Below are 24,383 nucleotides of genomic sequence, written 5' to 3'. Positions count from 1 at the left end.
AAGCCACACCATGGCCTTCTCGGCACGCGCCAGCCGCGCCAGGGCCCAGCTCACCCTGAAAGAGCCCCCGGCCTCGGTCGGGGCCAAGCCCGGCGGGACGATCGCCCGGCTCGACCTCCAGTTCAACCCCTCGACCCTGCAACTGGGCAAGACGACCGAATGGCGACGGTCCCCGTCCCGGATGGCGGGGCAGTCGGCGCTGCCCGAGTTCGTGGGCAGCGGCCCGCGCACCCTGAGCCTGGAGGTCTTCCTGGACTCCACCGCCACCCACGACGACTCGGTGGAGCAGGCGGTCGAGAAGCTGATGAAGGCGTGCGTGCCGACCCCGGCCAGTCTCGGCCGCAAGAAGCCGGCGAGCCCCTGGGTGCGCTTCGAGTGGGGCAGCGCGCGAACCACCTCGTTCGACGGGGTGCTGTCGAACCTGTCGGTCTCGTACACGCTCTTCGACGTGGACGGCACGCCGTTGCGGGCGACCTGCTCGCTGTCCATCGAGGAGGCGAGCGTCGAACCGCCCGGCCAGAACCCGACGTCGGGCGCGCGCACCGCGCGCAGCACGCACACCCTGGTGGCGGGCGACAGCCTGGCGATGCTGGCCTGGCGCGAGTACGGCGACGCGACGGCCTGGCGGGTCATCGCGGAGGCGAACGGCATCGACGACCCGATGGCGCTCGCCCCGGGCGCCGAGTTGGTGGTGCCGGCCCTGCGGGACGACGACCACGCCCTTGCGACCGGCGGCAGGCACGCCTTCGACAACGGACTCCACCACGGACTCGACAACGGACGAAGCAGCGGCAACGGGTTGGGCGACGGCAGCGGCGAGGGGGAACGGTGAGCGGGTTCGATTCCGGGGGCAGGTCCTTCGCGGCCGACCCGATCGTGGAGGCCCCCGGCGAGCTGCCGCAGATCTGGGCGGCGCAGCTGGTCAGCTGCGTGGTCGACGAGAACGTGGGCCTGCCGGACGCCGCCGTGCTCACCTACCGCGACCCCGACCACGAGTTCCTGCGCTCCACCGGCGTCACCGTCGGTTCCCCGCTGCGCGTGTCGGTGACGACGGCGAAGGGGCAGGCGCGGGAGCGGCTGTTCAACGGGGAGGTCACGGCCCTGGAGATCGACCGGGACGGCACCGGGTCGTTCACCGTCCTCCGCGCCTACTCCAGGGCCCACCGGCTCCAGCGCGGCCGCAAGGTCGTCGCGTACCGGAACATGACGGCCGCGGACATCGTCCGCAAGGTGGCTGCGGGCGCCGGCCTGGCCGTCGGGACGGTGGAGGCCGCGCCGGTGATGTACCGGCAGCTGTCCCAGGCGAACGTCTCCGACTGGGAGTTCCTGCAGTTCCTCGCGGGCGAGAGCGGTGCGCGGGTGCGCGTCGACGACAAGGGGCTGCTCCAGTTCACCAGGCCCGCGAAGGCGTCCGGGGCGCCCTCCCCCTCGACGTCGGCCGCGCTCGACCCGATGGTCCTGGAGTACGGGCGCAACCTGCTGGCGCTGCGGGCCGCGCTGTCGGCCGCCGACGGCGCCTCGAAGGTGCAGGTGCGCGGCTGGGACGTCGCCACGAAGCGGCCGTTGGTCGCCGAGCAGCCGTCCGTGGTCAGCGACACCGTGGTGCCGGGGCTCGCTCCCGGGACGGCCGCCCGGTTCGGGAAGTCGGCCGTGGCCGTCACCGACACCCCCTACCGGACGCAGGCGGAGACGGCGGCGGTCGCCCGCGCGGCGGCGGCCCGGGTGAGCGCCGGCTTCGGCGACCTGGAGGCGGTGGCCGAGGGCAATCCGCTGCTGCGGGCGGGCAAACCGGTGGCGCTGGGCAACGTGGGGCCGGCGTTCTCCGGCCGGTACACGGCCACGGCCGTGCAGCACGTGCTGGAGCCGCACGGCGGCTACCGCACCACCGTGTGGGTCGGCGCGGGCCCGGACCGCTCCCTGCCCGGTCTGATGACCGGCGCCGACGCTCCGGGGCGCGGCCCGCGCATCCCCGGTGTGGCGATCGGCGTGGTGACGGACGTGCGCGAGCCGAACGGCTCCGAACGCGGCGCGGTGCGTCTGACGTTCCCCTGGCTGGACGACACGTACGTCACCGACTGGGTGCGCACCGTCCAGTGGGGCGGCAAGGGCGGTGGCGGGGTGGTGAGTCCCGAGGTCAACGACGAGGTGCTGGTCGGGTTCGAGCAGGGCCTGTTGGACAGCCCGTACGTGATCGGCGGGCTCTACAACGGGGTGGACCAGCCCTCGCCGCACGAGGTGCCGCTGGTCGACGCGACCAGCGGAAAGGTCAACCGCCGTTCGGTGGCCTCGCGTTCGGGTCACCGCGTGGAGCTGCTGGACGCGCCGGCGCCGGGCCCCTCGGGGCTGCGGCTGGTGACCGGGGACGAACGGCTGGAGGTCCGCCTGGACGACCGCCGGGACCGGATCGAACTCACCGTGTACGCGGGACGGAACCGTCCGCTGACCTCCGTCCTGCTGGACCGGAACGGCATCACGCTCGACGCCCGGCAGGGCACCGTGAAGGTGACCGGCCGGCAGGTGGACATCGACGGCACGGCCGGGGTCCGCATCGGCGGCCGGTCGGTCCAGGTGTCCGGGACGGCGGACGTCTCCGTCGACGGCGGCCTGCTCGCCGTCCTCAAGGCCCGCCTCATCCGGATCAACTGACCCCACGTGAGCACCCCCCTCGCCCTCGACCGTTCTCCCCTCTCCCCCTTCTACCCGAGGAGCCCCCGATGCCGGCCGCAGCCCGTACCGGTGACCCCACCAACCACGGTGGCCGGATCGCGACCCCGCCGCCCGGCACCGCCGCGCGGGTGGCAACGGTGCTGATCGGCGGGCGGCCCGCCGCCGTGGTGGGCAGCCTGCACGTCTGCCCGGTACCGCCGCACGCGGCCCTGGGGCCGGGGAACGTGCTGGTACCCAACCCGGCCGCGGTCACCGGGGGTGTGGTGCTGATCGGCGGACTGCCCGCCGCGCGGGCCCGCGACCAGACGGCGTGCGGCGCGGCGGTCCTGACCGGTGCGCCCGACGTGCTGATCGGAGGTCCGTGATGGGCGATCAGTTCATCGGCCGCGGCTGGGCGTTCCCGCTGCGGGTCGGGCCGACCGGCGGGATCGGCATGGTCGAGCGGGAGCGGGAACTGGAGGAGGCCATCCGCCTCGTGCTGGGCACCGCGCCCGGCGAGCGACCGATGCGGCCCGACTTCGGCTGCGGCATCCACGAGTACGTCTTCGCCCCCGGCGACGGCGTCACCGCCGGGCGGATCGCCCAGCAGGTGCGCGAGGCGCTGGAGCGCTGGGAGCCGCGGATCGCGGTGGACGAGGTCGTCGTGGCCTTCGACGCGGTGGAGACGGCCACCCTCTACATCGACGTGCGCTACACGGTGCGCACCACCAACGACCGGCGCAACCTGGTCTTCCCCTTCTACACGATCCCCTCCGAGGAGGGGACCGAGGAAACGGTCGCGGACTGATGGCCCTGCCCTCCCCCAACCTGGACGACCGACGGTTCCAGCAGCTCGTCGACGAGGCGAAGCGGTACGTGCAGCAGCGTGCCCCGGAGTGGACCGACCACAACGTCTCCGACCCGGGCGTCACCCTGATCGAGACGTTCGCCTACCTCGTGGACCAGCTGCTGTACCGGCTGAACCGGGTCCCGGACAAGAACTACCTGGCCTTCCTGGATCTGTTGGGCATCCGGCTGTACCCGCCGTCGGCGGCCGTCGCCGAGGTCGACTTCTGGCTGTCGGCCCCCCAACCGGACACGGTGACGCTGCCCGCGGGCACCGAGGTGACGACCGCGGCCGGCGAGACCGAGGCGGCCGTGGTCTTCGCCACCACCGACGACCTGCGCATCGTGCCGAGCGAGCTGACCCGGCTGGTCACCGCGCCCCGCGCCGGTGAGCAGACCGACCGGACGGGTGCCCTGGCCGAGGGCCGGGACATCCCGTGCTTCCAGGCCGCGCCCGAGCCCGGCGACGCGCTGCTGTTCGGCCTGCCGACGGCGGTGCCGCGCTGCGTGGTCGCGGTCCGCCTCGACAGCCGCGTCGAGGGCGTCGGCGTCGACCCGCGCCAGCCCCCGCTGGTGTGGGAGGCGTGGGACGGCGGCCGGTGGCAGCGCTGCGAGACCGGCTCCGACAGCACCGGCGGGTTGAACCGGCCCGGTGAGGTCATCGTGTACGTTCCGGCCGGACACACGGCGTCGCTGGTCAGCGGGACCCGGGCGGGCTGGCTGCGCTGCCGGGTCACCGAGGCGGAGCCGGGGCAGCCGTTCTACTCCGAGTCGCCGACGGTGCGCGAGGCCGCCGTCTTCACCGTCGGCGGCACGACGGCCGTGGAGCACGCCGAGCGGGTGACCGACGTACCGCTCGGCGTGTCGGAGGGGGTGGCGGGGCAGTCCTTCCGGCTCGGCCGCCCGCCCGTGCTGCTCGACGGGGAACCCCCCGTGGTGGAGGTGTCCTCGCCGGACGGGTGGCAGCGCTGGGAGGTGGTGGAGCACTTCGGGCGCTCGGGGCCGGCCGACCGGCACGTCCGGGTGGACGCCACCACCGGCGAGTTCGCGTTCCCGCCGGTGCTGCGCGAGGCCGACGGCACCCTGCGTCCGTGCGGGGCCGTACCGGCCAAGGGCGCCCGGATCCGCGTGGCCCGCTACCGCACCGGCGGCGGCCCGGCGGGCAACGTCTCCCGCGGCGCGGTCTCCGTCCTGCGCAGCTCCGTCCCCTACGTCGCCCGGGTCGTCAACCGGGAGGCGGCGCGCGGCGGTGTCGCCGGGGAGACCATCGACAACGCCAAGCTGCGGGCACCGGAGACGCTGCGCATGCAGGAGCGTGCGGTGACCGCCGAAGACTACGAGATCATCGCCCGGCAGGCGGCGCCCTCCGTTCGCCGGGTCCGCTGCCTGCCCGACCGGGACGCGGGCGCGGGCGCGGTCCGGGTCCTGGTGGTGCCGGACGCGGTGGCCGACGAGGGCGGCCGGCTGCGCTTCGAGCAGCTGATCCCGTCCGACCAGGTCCTCGCCAGGATCACCACGGCCCTCGACGAGCGGCGCCTGATCGGCACCCGGCTCCTCGTCGAGCCGCCGTTCTACCAGGGCGTCACCGTCGTCGCCCGGCTCTCGGTACCGGCCGCGGACGCCGACCGGGTGCGCGACGCGGCGCTCGACGCGCTCTACCGGCACCTCGACCCCTTGCGCGGCGGACCCGACGGAACGGGCCGGCCGTTCGGGCGGCCCGTGCAGTACGGGGAGGTGTTCGGCGTGCTGCAACGCGCCGTCGGGGAGGTGGTGGTGGAGGAGATCCGGCTGTTCGCCGCCGACCCGGTCACGGGCCGGCGCGGCGCCCCGGTCGACCGGATCGACGTCGGCGCGGGCGCGCTGGTCTTCTCCTACCAGCACCAGGTGGTCGTGACCGCGCCGGAGCCGGAGGTGCGCGGATGAGCCGGGCCGCCGTCCCGGGCCTGCCCAGCCGGCACCCGATCGGCGAGCAGCTGCCCGCGCTGTACGCCGACGACGACTTCGCGCAACGGTTCACAGCGGGGCTGGACACGGTACTGGCCCCGGTGTTCACCACCCTCGACAACCTGCCCTCGTACTTCGATCCGCGACTGGCCCCGGCCGACTTCCTGGCCTGGCTGGCCACCTGGGTGGGCGGCACCGACGACCCGCGCTGGCCACTGGCGCTGCGCCGCGAGGCGGTGGCCCGCGCGGCGGAACTGCACCGCTGGAGCGGCACCCGGCGCGGCCTGGTCGAGGCCCTGCGCCTGGTGCTGGGCGTGTCCGCCGAGATCACCGGGGACGGCGGGGCCGCCTGGTCGAGCACGGCCGGTGGCGCGCTGCCGCCCGCCCCGGCCGACGAGGTGGTCGTCCGGGTGTGGCCGCGGCACGGCGGAGCAGTGGACGCGGCGCACGAGGTGGACGCGGACCGGGTCCGGGCGCTGGTCCGGAGCCTGTGCCCGGTCCACACGGTCTGCCGGGTGGAGGTCCTCCCGGGACCGCCCACGAGCGAGGAGGAGCGACAGTGATGCGCGAGTGTCCCGCGTGCGGGGCGTCCAACGGCCCGACGGACGGCTTCTGCGGCAACTGCGGCTCGTACCTGGGCTGGTCGGACGCCCCGGCCACCCCGGCCACTCCGGCTGCCCCGGCCACCCCTGCTGCCCCGGTTGCCGACCCCCCGGCGGAAGCCGCCGCACCCCGGCGCGCCGACCCCTCGCCATCCGCCGAACCCCCTCGCCCCTCCGACCCTCCTCCCCCCGGCTCACCGCAGCCCGTGCGGCCGGCGAAGGCCGTCGCACCACGTCCGGTCGTCCGCCCGGTCCCGGTGGACGACGACGCCGCCGGGACGCCCTGCCCCTCCTGCGGCACGCCCAACCCGCCCGAGCGCCGCTTCTGCCGCCGCTGCGCGACCCCGCTCACGCCCGGTACGGCCCCACCGCCGCTCCCCTGGTGGCGGAGAATCTGGCGGTTGCGCCGCCGCACCCGGGCCGGCTCGGGCCGGACAACGCGCTTCCTGGTCATCCTGGCCGTGGTACTGGCCCTGTGCGCGGGCGGCTTCCTGCTGCTGCCGGCCGGCCGGAACCTGATCGAGGACACCCGGGACAAGCTGGGCAAGAGCAAGCCGGTGACCCCGGTCCGCGTGGAGGCGAGTGCCGAGGTGCCCGGCCGGCCGGCCGGCAACGCCACGGACGGGCTCAGCAACCGCTACTGGGGTGCACCGGGCCCTGGCGCCTCGGTCACCTACACCTTCGCCAAACCCTTCCGCCTGGTGGCCGTGATCGTCACCAACGGCGCCTCGACCTCACCCGAGGACTACGCCCGCGAGGGTCGGGCACTGCGGATCGACCTGGAGGTGACGGCCTCGGACGGCCGGAAGTCGGTCAGGAAGCTGACCCTGATCGACAAGCCCGGCCCTCAGACCTTCCCCACCGGCATCAGCGACGCCACCACCGTCCGCCTGACCCTCGACGCCCCCGCAGGCCTGGACGGCGACCGCCATCTCGCCCTGGCCGAGCTGGAGTTCTTCCAGCGGAGCTGAGTCCCCGTGGGCGCCGCGCTCACGGGGACCCACCGGGATGTTCACGTGGAGGTGCTCGGTGTGGTGCTCGGTGTGGTGCTCACCGGGGATGAACGTGCGAGCCGTCATCGCCGTGCCGGCCGGGCGGTCGACCGGTCCGGAAGGAGCTCGACGGAGTGGTCGGCTCAGTGGCGGGTGATCGCTGCCACTGCGCGGACGGCCCTGTCCACCTCCTGCGGGTCGGTCACCAGGCTGGGGCCGAGGCGGACCAGGGTGCCGCCGTACGGGGTGACGTCGGCGAGTACGCGGTGGTCGGACTCCAGGCGGGTGACCACCTGCCGGGGTGTCCGGTCGGCGACGGAGAAGCAGACGATGCCGCAGGAGAGTGCGTCGTCGTGGGGCGTGGCGACGCGGACGCCGGGGATCGCGGCCAGTCCTTCCTTGAGCTGCCGGGCCTGGGTGCGGATGCGGTTCGCGATCCGGTCCCGGCCGACAGAGGCGTGGAAGGCGAACGCCTCCGGGAGGGCCCAGCGGTGCTCGAAGGTGTGGAAACCGCCCGGGGTGGCCATCAGGCCGGGGTCGACGACCGGCGGCGGGTCCTCGCGTATCCAGCCGAAACTCGGGATGATCGGCTGGACGAGGGGCCAGGCGTCCTCGCGCCCCCAGAGGATGCCCGTGCCGCGCGGCCCGTACAGCCACTTGTGGGTGCCGGTGGCGAAGAAGTCGCAGCCGAGGTCCGCCACGGCGGTGTCGTCCGCGCCGAAACCGTGGACGCCGTCGACGCAGACGACGATGCGGTCGGCCGCGTCCCGGCGCGCGTTGATCCCCGCCACCGCGTCGGTGATCATCCGGATCGGGAGCATGACGCCCGTGCCGGAGTGGACCCAGGTCAGCGCGAGGACCCTGGTGCGCGGGGTCACGGCCGCCAGCAGGCGTCCCGTCAACTGGTCGGACGAGACACCGGCCGGGTCGTCGTAGAGGCTCACCCGGCGCACTGCGGCGCCGGTCAGCAGGGCGCGCTGGCGCAGGGCCTCATAGGTGGAGTGGAAGTCGTGCCGGGTGGTGAGGATCTCGTCCCCGGGCCGGAGCCGCAGCCCCTGGTAGAGGATCGCCAGCCCCATGGTGGTGCTGTCGGTCAGCGCCACCTCCAGGGGGCGGACGCCCAGGTAGTCGGCGGCGGCCACGCGCGCGGCCAGTTCGCGGTCCGCGTTCTCCCGGTGGTAGCGGCTCGGGTCCTCGTCCAGCTTGGTCCGGTGCGTCGCGATGGCGGCGCGCACACCGGCCGGATGGGCGGCGAACGTGAAGGCCGCGAACTGCGCGTAGGCGCGGGAGAGCCGGAACTGGTCACGAACGGAGTTCCAGTCGCCCGGCGCGAAGCTGCGGGGCGGGGTCGAGGCCTCGGGCGGTGCCGGGCTCGCGGCGGACGCCCGGACTCCGGCGAGCGGGGCCAGGGCCCCGCCCGCGAGCCCGGAGAGGACGAGCCGTCGGCGGTCGATGAGCGGTTTCATGTCTCCTGCGCCTGATCGCGTGGCCGGGTGTGGGTGGTCGGGGCGTGTGGTCGGGATGCGTCCGGGGCGCGTCGGCCTGCCGTGCCGACGCGCCCCGGACGACGATGTGTGCCGGGAACCGGGCCTGCACCACGGACCGCCCCGCTCGGTGGCGGCGCGGTCCGCTACGGTGCCGGGCGGCTCAGCAGAGCAGTGACTCGCGCCCGATTGCCACCGACCGAGCGGGTGTCAGGCCCGGCTGGGCCGAGCCCGTCGCGATCTCTGCGGGTGCGATGCAGCCCTGCTGGGCGGACCAGGCCCAGTAACCGTTGTAGAGGCCGCAGCGCCAGTCGTTGCCGTACTGGTCGCTGTAGGTCCGACCGTCCTTGGCCGGGGTGCACTCCGGCATGGAGGAGCACTCGTAGACCACCGAGCCGATCCGGCACCAGGACGTCCCGAGCAGGGCCGCGGTGCCTTCCTGGATCTGCGGACCGGCCACGGGAGCCTGTACGGCGACGGTCTCCGCCGACGGGGCCCCGGGGGCCGCGGCGGCGGCGACCCCCTGGACGGCGAACAGGGTCACCACGGCCAGCGCGAAGGCCGTCAGAGCGGAGCGGATGGATCGAGATACTGACACGATTGTCCTTTCCCGATGAGCGGTTGACGTGCGAGAGGCGTTGCCGCACGCAGGCCCGGTGGTCGTGCCCGCCTATTCACCGCCGGCTACTCGGGCGGGAACACCACGTTCCGGGTCGGCGTGTTGTAGCCGGGTGAGGACAGGAGGTCATGGAGGGCGGCCGTCACCTGCTCCGGGGGGACGAAATTCGTCAGGACCTGGGTGGGAACCGCCTGCGGGTCCGCCAGGATCGCCAGGAAGAGATGCTCGACTCCGACGTATCCGTGCCCGAGTTCGGACGCGATCCGGCCGGCTTCGTCGAGAATCGAGAGATAGCGCGGTGTAGCCGTTGGTACGTGGTCGTCCGCCATGGTGCCTCGATACCTCGTGCGTGGGCCCACCGGGATGGCGGGCGCGACTCAGCGCATCGTAGTAAGGAATCCGGAAAGCACGGAAGAGATCTCTTCTCGCCAGGCTGGCCGAATGCCCGTGCCCGCGCCCGCCGTCGCGCCGAGTCAGCATCGGCCCGGTCAAGAGCCCTGTGCAGATTGATGGTTGGGAAAGTCCGGCAAGGCCGACCCGAGTGGCGCGCCGGGGAAGTGCACACATTCCGCCGAGCCGGTCGGCTACGCGACGACTTTCCACCTGTTCGTGGCGGAACCGTCCTGTTTGCCGGCGCGGAATCCCCGGGCGTCACTCGAACGGGCCCGCGACCAAAGGGATTCCCGCCCACTCCGACACGGCCCGGCTCCGGCCCACCGCAACCCCCGCCACCCCGCCTCGGCGAGCTTCTCCTCCGGAATTCCCGCACCCGCACCGCCCCCGGCGACGCCGACCACGCTGCCCGCCCTCCGGAAGCGGCCATCCCCCCGACCACCGCCGCCCCTTCGCCGGGGAACGCCGTCCGGGCTGTAGCCGAGCCGAACGACCGGAACCGGCATCCTCGCCATCGCCCCGAACGACACGGTCACGCCGACGCACATGGCGGTGATCTTCGCGGCGGACCTGCCGCGAAGATCACCGCCATGTGCGTCACGACACGAAGTCGATCAGTTACCCAGTGACTTCTCAGGCGTGGCGATGGTGGCGCTTGTTACCGGTGAGCAGTCGGTAGAGGACGAGGAGGATGACCGAGCCGGCGATGGCGGCGATCCAGGTGGAGAGGTCGAAGAAGCCGTCGATGGAGTCGACGCCGAATATCACCTTGCCCAGCCAGCCGCCGAGCAGCCCGCCCGCAATGCCGATGAGGATCGTCACGATGACGCCCCCCGGGTCCTTGCCCGGCATCAGCGCCTTGGCAATGAGGCCCGCGAACAGTCCGATCAGAATCCATGCGATGACGCCCATGCGCTTCTCCTACCTCGATGAGTCTCGACGAGTGCAGCCGGTGACGCCACTCGTCTTCACCGCGTCGGGGTTTCCAAACGCCTGAATCTCCTCGGCATCTCCATCTCCCGGTCGTCTCCGCGGCAGACGGGCGGCCCCGGCTTCGTGTCGAGCGCACCTGCGGCAGGGACCGGTCCCGGACGCCGCCCGAGCCGCCGCACGTGGGCCGACCTGCGCGTTACCCCCGCCCGGCGGGCCCCGATGGAGTCCGTGCGAGGGCAGGGCCGTCTGCCCAATCGGGCAGTGTCGGCGCGCACCGCCCGATCCCCGAAAGCATCCCGTTGACACCGAAGTTGGTCTAGTCCACCGTGGTGATTTAAGGTCATCCAGATGAGTCCGGCGGGGCCCCGCAACCCGGCGCCGACGCCGCTCGTGACTCACCGGCGCCCCCTCAACTCAACTACTTCACCGCGGCTTTGAGCGAGCCTTGCGGGCATTGCCATGCCCTGGTCCTCGGACGGGCACATGGGTCTGACGATCGATTGGAGACGCCGCGTGCGCAGAACCTGTTCGGCCCTGCCGACCAGCCGCGCCCGTCCCGCCACGATCGCGGCCATGGGCAAGGAGGCCGTATACGCGGCGGGGAACCCCGGCGCGGAGGTCCGCTCCCCGGTCCCGGCCCCCTCGGGCGACGCCGCCTTCACCGACCGCGCCAGGACCGTCGGCGAGCTCCTCCCCGCACCGAACGTGTACGAGCAGATACCGCTGCCGTCGGCCACCGGGAGTGTCGGCAGCAACCACGTCGTCCCGCGTGCCGCCCCCGACGCCACCCCGACCGGCGTCGCACACGACCGACCCATCGTCAACCACTCATCACCGAAGCGCCGTTCCTGACACCTGCTGTACCGAATCCGACGATCAGACGGAGAACCCCACACCATGCAACGAGTCTGCCTCGCCCTGCCCACCATGCGTTCCTGCCCCGGCACCATCGTGGACCTCGCCGAGGAGGCGGCCTTCGCCGTCGCGAACTTCGGGGTCGAGGTACACATCCTCATCCTCGACACCACCGACTCCACCGACCCCGCCGGATTCGCGAAGAACGCGGACGCCGTGGCCTCGCTGGACCCCGCCCCCGGTGTGTTCGTCCACCACCTCGGCGAGGCGCAGCAGCGGGTGTTCCTGCGCCGGGTGGCGGAGCAGTCCGGCGCCCCCGACCCCGAGTTGCTGCTCGAACTGATGCTCCCGCCGGCCGTCGCCTACGGTTCCTGCGTCAACCGGATCTTCCTGGGCGCGGCCGCCCTGGGCTGCACCTCGGCGCACCTGCGCAACGACGACGCCGACTTCCAGGTCCTCGACGGTCAGAAGGTCTTCCCGATCCACCACGAGCTGCTCTCGATCGGCAAGCCGGCCGGCGAGGCGGTGGCCGGCGTGACCCGCTCCGAGCTCGACCCGGCCGACGCCGACAAGCCGGTGCTGCTGGTCAGCGGCTCCTTCACCGGCGAACTCAACGTGGACATCGGCGAGATCCGCGAGATCGACCCGGACATCTACCGCGACGTGGTGCGCCTGTGGACCCCGCCGGTGTGGCCGGACGAGGACAGGGACGCGATGGTGGACGTCTCCTTCAGGGGCACCGGCACCGAGCCGTTCAGCGCCGACGACTCCGTCCTCGGCGTGCCCGACATCTGGAACGTCTTCATGTGCAACGTCGCCCTGGACCACCGGGCCTACGAGGTGCTGCCGCTGCTGCCGTCGATCAGGACCCTCGGCTGCGACTACGTCCTGCTGCACGCCCTGGTCCACGCCAAGCTGCCCGGGGTCGTCCACAACCGCCACATCGTCAACTACTACACGCCCGAGCGCCGCATCGGCGACGGCTTCATCTCGTACCAGATGGGGTTCGTCAAGCTCCTGCTCTCGATGCTGTACCTCTACCCGGTCTACGGCGGGATGATCGACCTCGGCCGCGGGCTGCTGGACGAGCGGCACGGGCTGAAGATCGAGCCGATCCTCGAACTGGCGCGGGGCAGCGTCGACTGGGACCGGGCCGGGAACGAGCACTGCCTGGACGTCCTGGACCGCTCCTACCGCAAGCTGGGCGGCAAGTACGCCGAGCTCGCGGACGTGGTGGCCGGGCAGCGACAGCAGCTCCTGGACGACGCCCAGGAGGACGCCGAGCGCTGGGTGGTGCTGGTGGAGGCCTGGGCGGGCATGGCGGCGGCTGCCCACGCGGAGGGCCTCTACCCCGCCGTGGACGGGGCGACCGGGTGACCGAGGACTTCCTGATACGGCAGCTGACCGACGACGACTGGGACGCCGTGGTCGTGCTGGAGCACGACGCCTACGCGGCCGACGGCCTGTCGGAGGGCCGGGAGGCGCTGCAGTCCCGTGCTGTCGGCTCGCCGGAGACCTGCTTCGTACTGGAGCAGAACGGCACCGTCCGCGGCTACCTGCTGAGCCTGCCGTACCCGCCGCTGCGCTGCCCGGACCTCGCCCGGGCGGAGGACGCCGCGTTCGAGTCGGACAACCTGCACGTGCACGACCTGGTGATCGCCGAGGACCTGCGCGGCCGGGAGGTCGCGCTGGGGTTCATGCGGTACTTCCGGGCGCGGGCGGAGGCGATGGGCTTCCAGCAGATCTCGATGGTCGCGGTGCGCGGGGCGGACATCCTGCTGCGGATCATCGGCTACCGCTCGCACCGGGAGGTGGCCGTCCCCGCGTCCTACGGGCGACGCGCGGTCTACATGTCGATGCCGGTGCGCTGACTCCGGGGACGCGCGGACGATTGCACACCGCCTTCGGCCCGGGCGAACGCGCCCGGTGTGCCGGGCGGCGGAAGCGCCCTGAGCGCCGGGTGCCGGACCGTGGTCCCACCGTGGCGTGGGCCTCGGGCCGGCGGCGCCGTGACCGGCCGGGGGCTCCCCGCGATGAGCAGTGCCTCATCGCGGGGAGCCCCCGGTGGCGCCGGTGTCAGGCGTCGAGCCCGGTGGTCAGCCAGTCGTGCACGGCGACGGCGCACTCCTCCGAGTACTCCTCCAGCATGCTGAAGTGGTGGCCCGGGACGGTCGACGCCTCGTGCTGGAGCGGCCAGGACGAGCGCCGCTCCTCCGCCTCACCCTCCTCGGCCGACGGGTGCCGCAGCGGGTCCTGCGCCCTCACGAGCAGCGTCGGAACCGGCACGGCCTCCGGGCGCCACTCGGCGAACACGTCGAAGTACCCGCCCATCGCGCTGAACCGGGTGTCGTCGATGCTTCCGAAGACGTCACCGCGGTCGAGCATGGTGTCGATGAACCCGTACTGGATCGAGGCCGGCGGCGGGCTGTCCGGAGCGTAGGTGTCGAGCAGCACCAGGGCCGCCGGCCGCACACCGCCCCGTTCCAGTCGGCGCGCCACCGCGGCGGCCGTCCAGCCCCCGGACGAGTGCCCGAGCAGGACGAACGGCCGGTCGCCGAACCGGCGCTCGATCACCAGGGCCTGCTGCTCCACGATCGTCTCCAGATCGGCGGGCAGGAGCTCGCCCTTCACGAAGCCGGGCAGCGGGAGCGACAGCACCTCGCGCCGGCCGCCCGGCGGCGCCGAGAAGCGCGCGTACTGATACGGACTGGACAGCGCGCCCAGGGTGGGGAAGCAGACGATCGCCGCCCCGGCCGCCCCGGCCGGACCCGACGCCAGCGTCACCAGGTCCGACGCCAGCGCGACCGGCGCCGGGTCCTCGAACTTCTCCCTGATCCTGGCGGCCGCGATCAGCAGGTCGAGACCGTTCTCCAACTTCGCGCGCTCGTAGGCCTGGGTGAACATCGAGGCGAGGTAGCCGTCGGAGGCCGGCGCCGAGGCCGGGACCGGACCCGGAGGGACCGCGCGAGCGCCCGCCGAACCGGCCTGCCGCTCCGCGTCCGTCCCCTCCCCCGGTCCGGCCGGGCCCTGTGCGGCGAGCTCTCCGCACAGACTCCGAACCAGCGCCTCCGGGGTCGCGTAGTCGAACACGAGGGTCGACGGCAGGCGCAGCCCCGTCGCGTCGTTCAGCCGGTTCCGCAGCTCGACCGCCGTGAGCGAGTCGAACCCCTGCTCGATGAACCCCTTCTCCGGCCGGACCGCGGCCGCGGCACCGTGGCCGAGCACCGCGGCGGCCTGACCGCAGACGATGTCGGTCAGCACGGCCGGCCACTCGCTCTCCGACAGGCCGGTCAGCCGCCGCCCGAGGTCCTCCCTCGTCGCCGCGGTCCCGGTTCCCGACGTATACCGAGCAGGCGCTACGGGTGTCGCGTTCCTTCACGACGCCCCGTCCGGCCGGCCCGTCCGGCGTAGCGGGCCGGCGCCCCGGCATGTCCCGGACCGCGCAGCACCGTCGAACCGGTCCGCCGGAGCGGGCCGCAGCCCCTCGGACCCGGATCATTCCCGCACCACACGCCACAATGCACTTCTTCCTTCCCAGGAATCCCGTACATTCACAGTTCGGACGATCAAGCTTCAAATATCGACCACACGTTTCAGACATCGCCCCCTTCGGATGGCCCCGATGCTCTAGATTGACTTTCGGTTCGCACAGCTCGACGCGAAACGGCACACGATGATCTACAGGTCCGACGCTGTGGACGGCCGGCAGACAGCCGCATCCCGGCGGAAGACATGGAGGTGATCGATTCTTGGCGCCCGAACCGGGCGTCGGGTGTGAAGAGCAATCGTCGACGGTTTCCCACACGCTTCAGGACTCCGGTGGAATACGCACGCCCGCCGGCAGCCGGGTGGGATGTTCACGTAGCACCGCATGACGTGGTTTGCCATTCGGGGGGAGGCGGGGCCTCCCGAGGGCGGGATCAGTGCAGCACGGGAGGCGGGGGCTCCCGAGGGGAGGAACAGTGCGGGAGGTGCGAGCCTCCCGGGGGGAGGATCCGTGTATAGCGAACACGTCGAACCCACTGCTGACCTGGATGAGGCCGTGAAGCAGGGGGAAGGTGAATTAGCCAGCCCGTTTCTACCGGCGCGGGGGCGCCGGATGAACGGGAGAATCAGCCGGCCCGAGATCGAATGGGAACAACAGTACCGCCGCGCTGTGATCTTCAGCGATACTGCGGCCACCGCCTTCGTGGTCGCGGGGATAGGCCGCTTCTTCGGGGTTCGTGATGCGGCCAACTGGCACGAGAAATGGGGAATTCTCGCCTTCTTCACCGAGCTGCTGGTGATGGGGTCGCTGGCGATGACCCGGGCGTGGGCTCCGGCCGTACTCGGCCAGGGCGCCGAGGAATTCCGTCGGCTCGGACGATCGCTTTTCACCGCCGCCGTCGTGCTGGCGCTCGGCGGGATCGCCCTCACGTCGCACAACATCAAACTCTGGATCTTCGTCGCGATCCCGGCGATCACGCTCACCACCATGACCGAGCGGTACCTGCTGCGCCTCTGGCTGCACAAGCAGCGCAAGGAGGGGCGGTGCCTGCGCCCGGTGCTCGCTGCCGGGAGCCCGGCCACCGTCAGCGACCTCATCGCCCGGACCCGCAAGTTCCCGCACCTCGGCTGGCGGGTGGAGGCGGTGTGCACGCCGTACGCCCTCGGCCACAACCGTGACCGACTGGACGAGGTGCCGGTCGTCGGCCGGCTGACGGACGTCGCCAACCACGTCCGCCGCGACGGCTACCGGGTCGTCGCGGTCACACCGGACCCGCACTGGTCACCGGACCGGCTGCAGCGGCTGGCCTGGAACCTCGAAGGCGGCGACGCCGAGATGGTCGTGGCCCCCGTGCTGATGGAGGTCGCCGGCCCGCGGCTGCACGTCGACGCGGTGCTCGGGATCCCGATGCTGCGGGTCAGCATGCCGGCCTTCACCGGGGGCCGCCGGGTGGTCAAGGAGGTCGTCGACCGACTGGGTGCGATGTTCCTGCTGATCCTGTTCGCGCCGCTGATGGTGTTCGTCGCGCTGCTGGTGCTGGCGGACAGCCGGGGCGGGGTCTTCTACCGGCAGCACCGGGTCGGCAAGGACGGCCGGGAGTTCACCCTGATCAAGTTCCGCACCATGGTCGCCGGGGCCGACCGGGCGCGGGCCGAGCTGGCCGACCGCAACGAGGGCGCCGGCCTGTTGTTCAAGCTCCGCCGGGATCCGCGGGTGACGCGGATCGGAGGGGTGCTGCGCCGGTACTCGGTCGACGAGCTCCCGCAGCTCCTGAACGTGCTCACCGGCTCGATGTCGCTGGTCGGTCCGCGGCCTCCGCTACCGGAGGAGTCCGCCGCGTACGGGCCGGACATCCGGCGGCGGCTGCTCGTCAAGCCCGGGCTCACGGGTCTGTGGCAGATCAGCGGGCGCAGCGACCTGCCGTGGGAGGAGGCGGTACGGCTGGACCTGCGGTACGTGGAGGACTGGTCGCTCGCCCTGGACGCGGTGATTCTGTGGAAGACGCTGCGTGCGGTGCTCCAGGGGCAGGGGGCCTACTGATGGGTGGGGGGCGTCGACCGATCGACGCGCGGACGGCCGGCCACAAGGGCCTGCCCGAGGGGAGGAACGAGTCATGAGGGTCAGTGTCCTGGGGCTCGGCTACGTGGGCTGTGTGTCGGCCGCATGCCTGGCCAGCCTGGGTCACGAGGTCATCGGGGTGGACGTGAACCAGGTGAAGGTCGACCTGGTGAACGAGGGCAAGGCCCCGGTGGTCGAGGAGCGGATCGGCGAGCTCATCGCCGAGGTCGTGCGGACGGGAGCGTTGCGCGCCACCGCCGACGTCCGCGAGGCGATCATGGGCAGCGACGTGTCGCTGGTGTGCGTGGGCACGCCGTCGGAGCCCAACGGCAGCCTGTGCACCACCTATCTGGAGCGGGTCACCGAGCAGATCGGTGCCGCGGTGGCCGAGCGGGGCGGGCGGCAGACCGTCGTGTTCCGCAGCACCATGCTCCCGGGCACCTGTCTGAACCTGCTGGTGCCGATCCTGGAGAAGTACGCAGGCGGCACGGCCGGGGTGGACTTCGGGGTCGCGGTCAACCCGGAGTTCCTGCGCGAGGGCACGAGCGTGCGGGACTTCTTCGACCCGCCCAAGACCGTCATCGGCGAGCTGGACCCGGCGAGCGGCGACGTGGTCGCGTCGCTGTACGACGGTCTGCCCGGCGAGGTGTTCCGGGTGCCGGTCCCGACGGCCGAGGCCATCAAGTACGCGGACAACGCGTTCCACGGCCTCAAGATCGGCTTCGCGAACGAGCTGGGTGCGGTGTGCCGGGCGCTCGGGGTGGACTCGCACCAGGTGATCGACGTGTTCCTGGCCGACCGCAAGCTGAACATCAGCCCCGCCTACCTGCGGCCCGGCTTCGCCTTCGGCGGCTCCTGCCTGCCCAAGGACCTGCGCAGCCTGGTCCACGCGGCGCGGCAGGCCGACGTCGCGGTGCCCATCCTCTCCCACGTGCTGCCCTCCAACCACGAACACCTGCAGCGCGCGGTGGAGTTGGTCGAACGCACCGGCAGGCGCCGGGTGGGCCTGTTCGGCCTGTCCTTCAAGCCCGGTACCGACGACCTCCGCGAGAGCCCGCTCGTCGAGCTGGCGGAGCGGCTCTTCGGCAAGGGCTACGACCTGCGGATCTACGACCCCAACGTGAACCTCTCGCGGCTGCTCGGCGCGAACCGCGAGTACATCGAGACCAGGCTGCCGCACCTCGCGCAGCTGCTCGCGGAGTCCGTCGACGAGGTGCTCGACCATGCCGAGGTGTGCGTGGTCGGGACCAGGGACCCGGACGTGCTGTCGGCGTTGCCCCACGGTGACGGCCCGGTGATCGTCGACCTCGTCCACCTTCCCGACGCCGAGGCGCGCCGGACCGAGCCGGGGTACGTGGGCCTTGCCTGGTGACGCAACGGGCGGCGACGGGCGGGGCCGTCGCGCGCTGGTCCTGGTGGAGAACCTGTCGGTGCCGTTCGACCGGCGGGTGTGGCAGGAGTGCACGACGCTCCGTGACGCGGGCTGGACGGTCGACGTCATCTGCCCGCAGGGGAGCAAGCGCGACACGGAGCCGGAGGCGGTGATCGACGGGGTGCGGATCCACCGGTACCCGTTGCGCGCGGCCACCGGGGGACCGGCCGGCTACCTGCGGGAGTACGGATCGGCGTTGTGGCACACGGCCCGGCTGGCCCGCAGGGTCGGCCCGGTCGACGTGGTGCACGCCTGCAATCCGCCCGACCTGCTGTTCCTGCCGGCCCTGTGGCTGAAGCGGCGCGGTGCCCGGTTCGTGTTCGACCAGCACGACCTGGTGCCCGAGCTGTACCTCTCCCGGTTCGACCGCGGCGAGGATCTGCTCTACCGCGGCGTGTGCGCGCTGGAACGGCTGACCTACCGGGCCGCGGACGTGGTGCTCGCCACGAACGAGAGCTACCGGGACGTCGCGCTGAGCCGTGGCGGCCGGCGCCCGGACGACGTGTTCGTGGTGCGCAGCGCGCCCGACACCGGGCGGTTCCGGCCGGTGCCGCCCGAGCCGGAGCTGAAGCGCGGCAAGCCCCATCTGCTGTGCTACCTGGGCGTGATGGGGCCGCAGGACGGCGTCGACTACGCCCTGCGGGCCCTCGCGAAGCTGCGCGACGAGTGCGGGCGGACCGACTGGCACGCGGTGTTCGTCGGCGGGGGCGACACCTTCGACGCGATGGTGGAGCTGTCCCGGCAGCTCGGGCTGTCGGAGCAGGTGGAGTTCACCGGGCGCGTCCCGGACGCCGACCTGGTGCGGTACCTGTCCACCGCGGACGTGTGCCTCTCCCCCGACCCGCGCAATCCGCTCAACGACGTGTCGACCATGAACAAGGTCCTGGAGTACATGGTGATGGGCCGGCCGATCGTCTCGTTCGACCTCCGCGAGGCGCGGGTCTCCGCGGGTGACGCCGCCGTCTACGCGCCGGCCAACGACGAGGCCCGGTTCGCCGAACTCGTGGCGCAGTTGCTGGACGATCCGGAGAAGCGGGCCCTGATGGGCAAGGTCGGCCAGGAGCGGATCAACGGGCCGCTCGCCTGGCGGAACTCCCAGCGTTCGCTGCTCGCCGCCTACGCCGCCGCCTGCCGTGGCCGTGCCCCGGTGTCGGCGGGCGGCCGGGGCCGGGCCGGGAAGAGGCCGCTCCGTTGAGCGACGAAGCGATACGTCTGGTCACGGTCGGTCGGATCTTCCGTCGGCGGTGGCGGCTCCTCGCCGTCCTCGCCGTGGTGGGTGCGCTCGTCGGCTACGGCGGTTCCCTGCTGTTCCCGCCGCGCTACACGACGTCGGCGTCGGTCCTGCTGCCGGGGGCGTGGCAGGAGCGCGAGCTGATGACCCAGGCGCAGATCGCGACCAGTTCGGTGGTGCTCGACCGGGTGGCCGCCGAGCTCGGCCGAACCGGTGCCGGCACCGGGGCCGCGACCGGCACCAGCACCAGCACCAGCACCAGTGCCGGCACCGGCACCGACGAGCTGCGGGGCCGGGTGAGCGCCACGGCCGCGGACGGGAACATCATCAAGATCTCGGGGACGGGTGACACCCCGGAGCAGGCGCAGCAGCTCTCCGACCAGGTGGCCCGGCAGTTCGTCGCGTTCGCCGCACGGATCTCGGGCTCGGGCGAGGGCACGGAGCCCGAGGCGACGCAGCCCCAGGCCCTGCGGCAGATGGTGGCGCAGGCCAGCCGCCGCATCACCGACCTGGCGGACGCGGCCGATCCGGGGCAGACCGTGGAGAGCGTGCAGACCCGCACCGAGCTCGCGAAGCTGCGCACCACGCTGCAGGAGGCCGTCAACAAGCTGGACCAGGTCGACCCGGCGGCCGGCAAGGCCACCATGGTCGTCATGGGGGCGGCGGCCCGGCCGACCTCCGAGGCGCCGCCGACGGGGATGCAGCTCGTCGTGGCCGGGGCGCTGTCGGCCGTGCTGATCGCGGTCATCGGCCATCTCGCCTCCGCGCGGGTGAGTCGGCGGCTGCGCGGCGGGCCGGAGATCGCCACGGCGCTGGGTTCGACGCTCCTCGGCACCGTCGACGTGCCCGGTGGGCGGCCCGTGCAGCGGTCGAAGGGCCGTGGCCCGCGGGCCCTGGTCCGCCGGCTGCTGGACATCGACGTCCGGTGGGACCTGCCGACCCCGCACGCCTCCGGCGACGAGGCGGGCCGGCAGGTCCGCTACCGGCGGGTGTGCGCCCGGCTGCGCGACCAACTGCCCGCCCCCCAGCGGCTGCTGGTCGTCGTCCCGGAGGGTGACGAGACGGCCCGGCTGGCCGCCGGGCAGCTCGCCGCCGAGGCGGGGAGCGAGCCGCTGCTCCGGGTCGTCGGGGTCCCGATGTCACGGCCGCTGGTGCCGGACCGTGACGACGAGTCCGGTGCCCTGGTCGTGCTCAGCGCGGGCACCTGGACCGACGTGGAGCTCGCCGGCATCGTCGAGGCGTGTGCGGACGCCGAGCACGAGATCGTCGGCATCGTCGTCGCCGCCGCGGTCCGGGCCCGTCCCGAGCGGTCCGCCGGCCGTCGCGCGGGCGGCGCCGAACCGGCGCTCGCGGTCGGCCACGACACGGGGAGTGGCTCGGGGTGACGACGAGCATGACATCGGAGTCGGCGGCCACCCCTCCGCTGGTGGACCTGCAGTCGCTGGTGGTCGCGGTGCGCAGGCGGCGGCGCTTCTGGTGCCTCCTGGCGCTGCTGGGGCTGTTGGCCGGTTCGGCTGCGGCGGTGCTGCGGCCGGCGCCGCCGAGCGCGGTGACCACGGTGCTGGTCTCGCACCAGGCGGACCAGCCGAACGACCCCGGAACGCTGATCCGTACCGACGCGGCCCTGCTGCAGACCGTGGGGATCGCCGGTGCGGCCCTGAAGGCCGTCGGTTCCTCGGAGCTGCCGGAGGACTTCCTGCTGGAGTACGGGGCCGTCGGCCTGACCAACAACCTGTTGCAGATCACGGTGACGGGCAGCAGCGAGGAGGAGGCGGTGGCGCGGGCCAAGGCGCTCGCGGACGCGTTCGTCGCGGACCACGTGCGGCGGATCAGGGAGACCGCGGACGCGGAGGCCAAGTCCCTGCTCGACCAGCGCGACCGGATGCAGCAGGAGCTCACCCAGGTCAACAAGGAGATCGGGGACGCGCCGCAGCAGGGCGGGCCGAAGGCGTCGGCGTCCGCGAAGCTGGAGGCGCTGTACGCCAGCCGGGCCGAACTCACCTCGCGGATCGCCGACTTCGGCCGGCGTGCCGCCGAGGCGCACGTCGGCACGCCCCGGCTCGTCGCCGGTACGCAGATCGTGGACGCCCCGCACCCGGTGCGGCAGTCCCTGGTCGTGACCGCCGCCACCGACGCCGCGATCGGGCTCGTCCTCGGTCTGGTCGTCGGACTCACGGTGGCCGCGATCGGCTCGGTGGTGGCGGACCGCCCCGTGCTGCGCCGGGACATCGCGGCGAACCTCGGGGCCTCGGTCGTCGCGGAGCTGCGCCCGGTGCCCCGCCGGCCGGTCGGCCGGTGGCAGCTCGCCCGGACCCGGGCGGCACGGGCCAGGCTCACCACGACCCTGTTCCGCACCGTGCGCGGCTCCGCGGACGCGGTGTCGCTGCTGGACCTCGGCTGTGCGCGCACGACAAGCGCGATCGCCCTGGACCTCGCCGGGGCCCTGGCGGAGGAGGGGCCGGTGACCGTCGTCGACGGTCTGCCCGGCCCGCAGCTCGCCAGGCGCCGGCCGAAGCAGGGGGGCCCGACCGTGGTCCGCGGCGAGCGGGCCGCGGACGTGCCGTCCCAGGAGCGCCTGGTCGGCGTCGGCTCGGTGGCGCCCGGTACGGCGTGGACCGACCTGCGGTACCTCGGCACGCGGACCGTACTCGTGGTGCGGGCCGGGCACGGGAGCGCCGCGTGGCTGCACACCGTGGCGCGGCAACTCGCCGACCAGCGCATTCCGGTGATCGGTGTGGTGCTGGTCGACCCTGATCCGCGCGACCGGACCGACGGCACGCTGTGGGAGGGGCCGCACACCGCGACGCGCGGCCGGTACGAGCGGCCGGCCCGGCACAACGGCACGGGCCGGCGGCGGGCGGGGCTGACGACGATGTGGACCGCAAGGGTCCCGGACAGCGACCAGGAGGTGCGGTAGGACATGTGTGGCATCGCGGGTACGTACCGATGGCCGGACGGGAAGGTCGTGACCGACCTGCTCACCGAGACCCTCGCCCACCGCGGTCCCGACGGGGCGGGCCGCTACAGCCACCCCCTCGGTGCCGGCGAGGTGCACCTGGGGCACCGCAGGCTGGCCATCGTCGACCTGTCGGAGACCGGCGCCCAGCCGATGGTCTCGGACGGCCTCGTCCTGACCTACAACGGCGAGCTGTACAACGCGCCCGAGCTGCGCGCCGAACTGGCGGGCGCCGGGGTGCGGTTCCGCGGCACCTCCGACACCGAGGTGCTGCTGGAGGCCTGGCGGCGCTGGGGCACGGACTGCCTGCCCCGGCTGCGCGGCATGTTCGCGTTCGGGGTCTTCGACGAGCGGACCGGCGAGCTGGTGCTCGCCCGCGACCAGCTCGGCATCAAGCCGCTGTTCCTGGTGCGGCGCGGCGAGGGGCTGATGTTCGCCTCCGAGCTCAAGGCGCTGGCCGCCGCCGCCGGCGGGTCGCTGGAGGTGGACCCCGAGGCGCTGGTGGCCTCACTGCTGTACTACTGGGTGCCGGACTCACGGTGCGCGTTCCGCGAGGCGGAGAAGCTGCCGCCGGGGAGCTGGCTCCGGTGCCGGCCCGACGGCCGGGTGGACCGCGGCCGGTTCTGGCACCTGCGGGACGTCGCCGCGGAGGGCCGGGAGCGGGCCCTCGGCGGCGAACGGCCGGACCTCGCCGCCATCGTCGAGGAGTCGACCCGGCGTCACCTGCTCTCGGACGTGCCCGTGGCGACCTTCCTCTCCGGCGGGCTGGACTCCAGCTACCTGACCGCGCTGGCGGCCCGCGACCGGCCCGGGATCTCCGCCTACACGATCGGGTTCCGCGCCGAGGACGCCAGGTTCGAGGCGATGCCGGACGACCTCCGCTACGCCCGGCAGGTGGCCGAGCAGTTCGGCGTCGACCTGCACGAGATCGAGATCGCTCCGGACGTGCTCGACCTGCTGCCGCGGATGACGTACCACCTGGACGAGCCGATCGGCGACCCCGCCGCGATCAACACCTTCCTGATCTGCTCGGCCGCCCGGGAGGCCGGGGTCAAGGTGATGCTCTCGGGGATGGGGGCCGACGAGCTGTTCGCCGGCTACCGCAAGCACCTGGCCAACCAGCTCGCGCTGCGCTACCAGCGCGTGCCGCGGCCCCTGCGGCGCGGCCTGTCCGCGGCCGTGGACCGGCTGCCGGTCGCCACGGCCAACCGGGGGCTGCGGTCGGTGCGGTTCGCGAAGCGGTTCCTCTCCTTCGCCGACCTGCCGGAGGAGACCGCGTTCCGGCGCAGTTACACCATGTACGACCGGGCCGAGCTGCTGGCCCTGGTCGATCCGGACCTGGCCGGGACCGTCGACGACGTGCTGACCGAGCACGCGGACACCTACCAGGACAACGACCTCGACGACTTCGTCAACCGGATGTGCCTGGGGGACGCCCGGATGTTCCTGCCGGGCCTGAACCTCGCGTACACGGACCGGTCGAGCATGGCCGCGTCGACCGAGGTGCGGGTGCCGTACGTGGACGTCGAGGTGGTGAGGGCGGCGTTCGCCGTGCCCGGCGACCGCAAGATCGTCGGGCGGCAGGGGAAGGCCGTCCTGAAGGAGGCGGCCTCCTCGGTCCTGCCCCGGGAGATCGTGTACCGGCCCAAGGGCCTGTTCAGCGCCCCGCTGCGGGCCTGGATGAGCCGGGACCTGGCACCGCTGGTGCGCGAGGTGGTGAACGACGGCGTGCTCGTCAGTTCCGGGTTCCTGCGCCGGGACGCGCTGGCGCGGCTCGTCGCCGCGGACGCCGCCGGGCAGCAGGACTACTCCAAGCACCTGTGGCACGTGCTGACCCTGGAGTACTGGTACCGCGGCGCGACCTCCGGCTCCGGCCACAGCACTCACACGACGACGTAGTGCTGC

Annotated in this window: 21 protein-coding genes; 16 read left to right on the top strand and 5 right to left on the bottom strand. The window is 73.0% G+C overall.

What is annotated here, in order from left to right; genetic code table 11:
• Positions 1-10: 10 nt before the first annotated feature.
• The 7 genes from PUR56_RS42065 (at position 11) to PUR56_RS42035 (ending at position 7,009) form a co-directional block, all read left to right on the top strand.
• A complete protein-coding gene (locus PUR56_RS42065; protein WP_329952881.1) occupies positions 11-832 on the top strand; it encodes a CIS tube protein in 822 nt (273 codons plus the stop codon).
• Complete coding sequence (locus tag PUR56_RS42060; RefSeq protein WP_329952880.1) at positions 829-2,646, top strand: VgrG-related protein; 1,818 nt, start codon at positions 829-831, stop codon at positions 2,644-2,646. Before PUR56_RS42065 ends, PUR56_RS42060 begins: the two co-directional genes overlap by 4 nt.
• Before the next feature lie 68 nt (positions 2,647-2,714).
• On the top strand, positions 2,715-3,032 hold the full coding sequence (locus PUR56_RS42055) for a PAAR domain-containing protein (RefSeq protein WP_329881658.1): 318 nt from the start codon (positions 2,715-2,717) through the stop codon (positions 3,030-3,032).
• On the top strand, positions 3,032-3,454 hold the full coding sequence (locus tag PUR56_RS42050; RefSeq protein WP_329952879.1) for a GPW/gp25 family protein: 423 nt from the start codon (positions 3,032-3,034) through the stop codon (positions 3,452-3,454). Before PUR56_RS42055 ends, PUR56_RS42050 begins: the two co-directional genes overlap by 1 nt.
• Positions 3,454-5,415, top strand: coding sequence for a putative baseplate assembly protein (locus PUR56_RS42045; protein WP_329881656.1), 1,962 nt, complete (start codon positions 3,454-3,456; stop codon positions 5,413-5,415). Before PUR56_RS42050 ends, PUR56_RS42045 begins: the two co-directional genes overlap by 1 nt.
• Positions 5,412-5,999 (top strand): phage tail protein, encoded by a 588-nt coding sequence (locus PUR56_RS42040; protein WP_329881655.1) that lies wholly within the window; start codon positions 5,412-5,414, stop codon positions 5,997-5,999. Before PUR56_RS42045 ends, PUR56_RS42040 begins: the two co-directional genes overlap by 4 nt.
• Positions 5,999-7,009, top strand: a complete 1,011-nt coding sequence (locus tag PUR56_RS42035; protein ID WP_329952878.1) for an NADase-type glycan-binding domain-containing protein — start codon at positions 5,999-6,001, stop codon at positions 7,007-7,009. The genes PUR56_RS42040 and PUR56_RS42035 overlap by 1 nt, the downstream gene beginning before the upstream one ends.
• Positions 7,010-7,173: 164 nt before the next feature.
• Here the strand turns inward: PUR56_RS42035 and PUR56_RS42030 are convergent, their stop codons facing one another.
• The 4 genes from PUR56_RS42030 to PUR56_RS42015 all read right to left on the bottom strand — a co-directional run bounded on the left by PUR56_RS42030 (position 7,174) and on the right by PUR56_RS42015 (position 10,438).
• Complete coding sequence (locus tag PUR56_RS42030) at positions 7,174-8,496, bottom strand: aminotransferase class V-fold PLP-dependent enzyme (RefSeq protein ID WP_329952877.1); 1,323 nt, start codon at positions 8,494-8,496, stop codon at positions 7,174-7,176.
• Positions 8,497-8,677: 181 nt separating this feature from the next.
• A complete protein-coding gene (locus PUR56_RS42025; protein ID WP_329952876.1) occupies positions 8,678-9,112 on the bottom strand; it encodes a hypothetical protein in 435 nt (144 codons plus the stop codon).
• Between the two features lie 86 nt (positions 9,113-9,198).
• Positions 9,199-9,462 (bottom strand): Clp protease N-terminal domain-containing protein, encoded by a 264-nt coding sequence (locus PUR56_RS42020; protein ID WP_329881651.1) that lies wholly within the window; start codon positions 9,460-9,462, stop codon positions 9,199-9,201.
• Between the two features lie 697 nt (positions 9,463-10,159).
• Positions 10,160-10,438, bottom strand: a complete 279-nt coding sequence (locus tag PUR56_RS42015) for a GlsB/YeaQ/YmgE family stress response membrane protein (protein WP_329952875.1) — start codon at positions 10,436-10,438, stop codon at positions 10,160-10,162.
• A gap of 534 nt (positions 10,439-10,972) precedes the next feature.
• On the opposite strand from PUR56_RS42015, the gene PUR56_RS42010 reads away from it, so the two are divergent.
• Genes PUR56_RS42010 through PUR56_RS42000 form a run of 3 tightly spaced genes read left to right on the top strand, consistent with a single transcriptional unit; the run spans position 10,973 to position 13,185 of the window.
• Positions 10,973-11,311 carry a DUF6271 family protein gene (locus tag PUR56_RS42010; RefSeq protein ID WP_329952874.1) on the top strand — a complete coding sequence of 113 codons (339 nt, stop codon included), beginning with the start codon at positions 10,973-10,975 and terminating at the stop codon, positions 11,309-11,311.
• A 45-nt stretch (positions 11,312-11,356) separates the two neighbouring features.
• Positions 11,357-12,691: a DUF6271 family protein gene (locus tag PUR56_RS42005; RefSeq protein ID WP_329952873.1), complete on the top strand. Its 1,335-nt coding sequence runs from the start codon at positions 11,357-11,359 to the stop codon at positions 12,689-12,691.
• Positions 12,688-13,185, top strand: a complete 498-nt coding sequence (locus tag PUR56_RS42000; RefSeq protein WP_329952872.1) for a GNAT family N-acetyltransferase — start codon at positions 12,688-12,690, stop codon at positions 13,183-13,185. Before PUR56_RS42005 ends, PUR56_RS42000 begins: the two co-directional genes overlap by 4 nt.
• Positions 13,186-13,390: 205 nt before the next feature.
• On the opposite strand, the gene PUR56_RS41995 is transcribed toward PUR56_RS42000, so the two are convergent.
• Complete coding sequence (locus tag PUR56_RS41995) at positions 13,391-14,575, bottom strand: alpha/beta fold hydrolase (RefSeq protein WP_329952871.1); 1,185 nt, start codon at positions 14,573-14,575, stop codon at positions 13,391-13,393.
• Positions 14,576-15,413: 838 nt separating this feature from the next.
• Here PUR56_RS41995 and PUR56_RS41990 point away from each other — a divergent pair.
• From PUR56_RS41990 to asnB, 6 genes are all read left to right on the top strand, one after another.
• Entirely contained in the window at positions 15,414-16,841 is a 1,428-nt protein-coding gene (locus PUR56_RS41990) for a sugar transferase (protein ID WP_329952870.1), read from the top strand.
• 73 nt (positions 16,842-16,914) lie between these two features.
• The gene (locus PUR56_RS41985; RefSeq protein ID WP_329881645.1) at positions 16,915-18,231 is read left to right on the top strand and encodes a nucleotide sugar dehydrogenase; all 1,317 of its coding nucleotides are present in this window, start codon (positions 16,915-16,917) and stop codon (positions 18,229-18,231) included.
• Positions 18,221-19,486, top strand: a complete 1,266-nt coding sequence (locus PUR56_RS41980; RefSeq protein ID WP_329952869.1) for a glycosyltransferase family 4 protein — start codon at positions 18,221-18,223, stop codon at positions 19,484-19,486. The genes PUR56_RS41985 and PUR56_RS41980 overlap by 11 nt, the downstream gene beginning before the upstream one ends.
• Entirely contained in the window at positions 19,483-20,907 is a 1,425-nt protein-coding gene (locus PUR56_RS41975) for a polysaccharide biosynthesis protein (protein WP_329952868.1), read from the top strand. Before PUR56_RS41980 ends, PUR56_RS41975 begins: the two co-directional genes overlap by 4 nt.
• Positions 20,904-22,439, top strand: coding sequence for a polysaccharide biosynthesis protein (locus tag PUR56_RS41970; protein ID WP_329952867.1), 1,536 nt, complete (start codon positions 20,904-20,906; stop codon positions 22,437-22,439). Before PUR56_RS41975 ends, PUR56_RS41970 begins: the two co-directional genes overlap by 4 nt.
• A gap of 3 nt (positions 22,440-22,442) precedes the next feature.
• Positions 22,443-24,377 (top strand): asparagine synthase (glutamine-hydrolyzing), encoded by a 1,935-nt coding sequence (asnB, locus tag PUR56_RS41965; protein ID WP_329952866.1) that lies wholly within the window; start codon positions 22,443-22,445, stop codon positions 24,375-24,377.
• Positions 24,378-24,383 lie beyond the last annotated feature (6 nt).

The sequence above is a fragment of the Streptomyces sp. BE303 genome, assembly GCF_036290945.1.
In the GTDB taxonomy this organism is placed as follows: domain Bacteria; phylum Actinomycetota; class Actinomycetes; order Streptomycetales; family Streptomycetaceae; genus Kitasatospora.
This window is presented reverse-complemented; position numbering and strand designations above follow the sequence as displayed.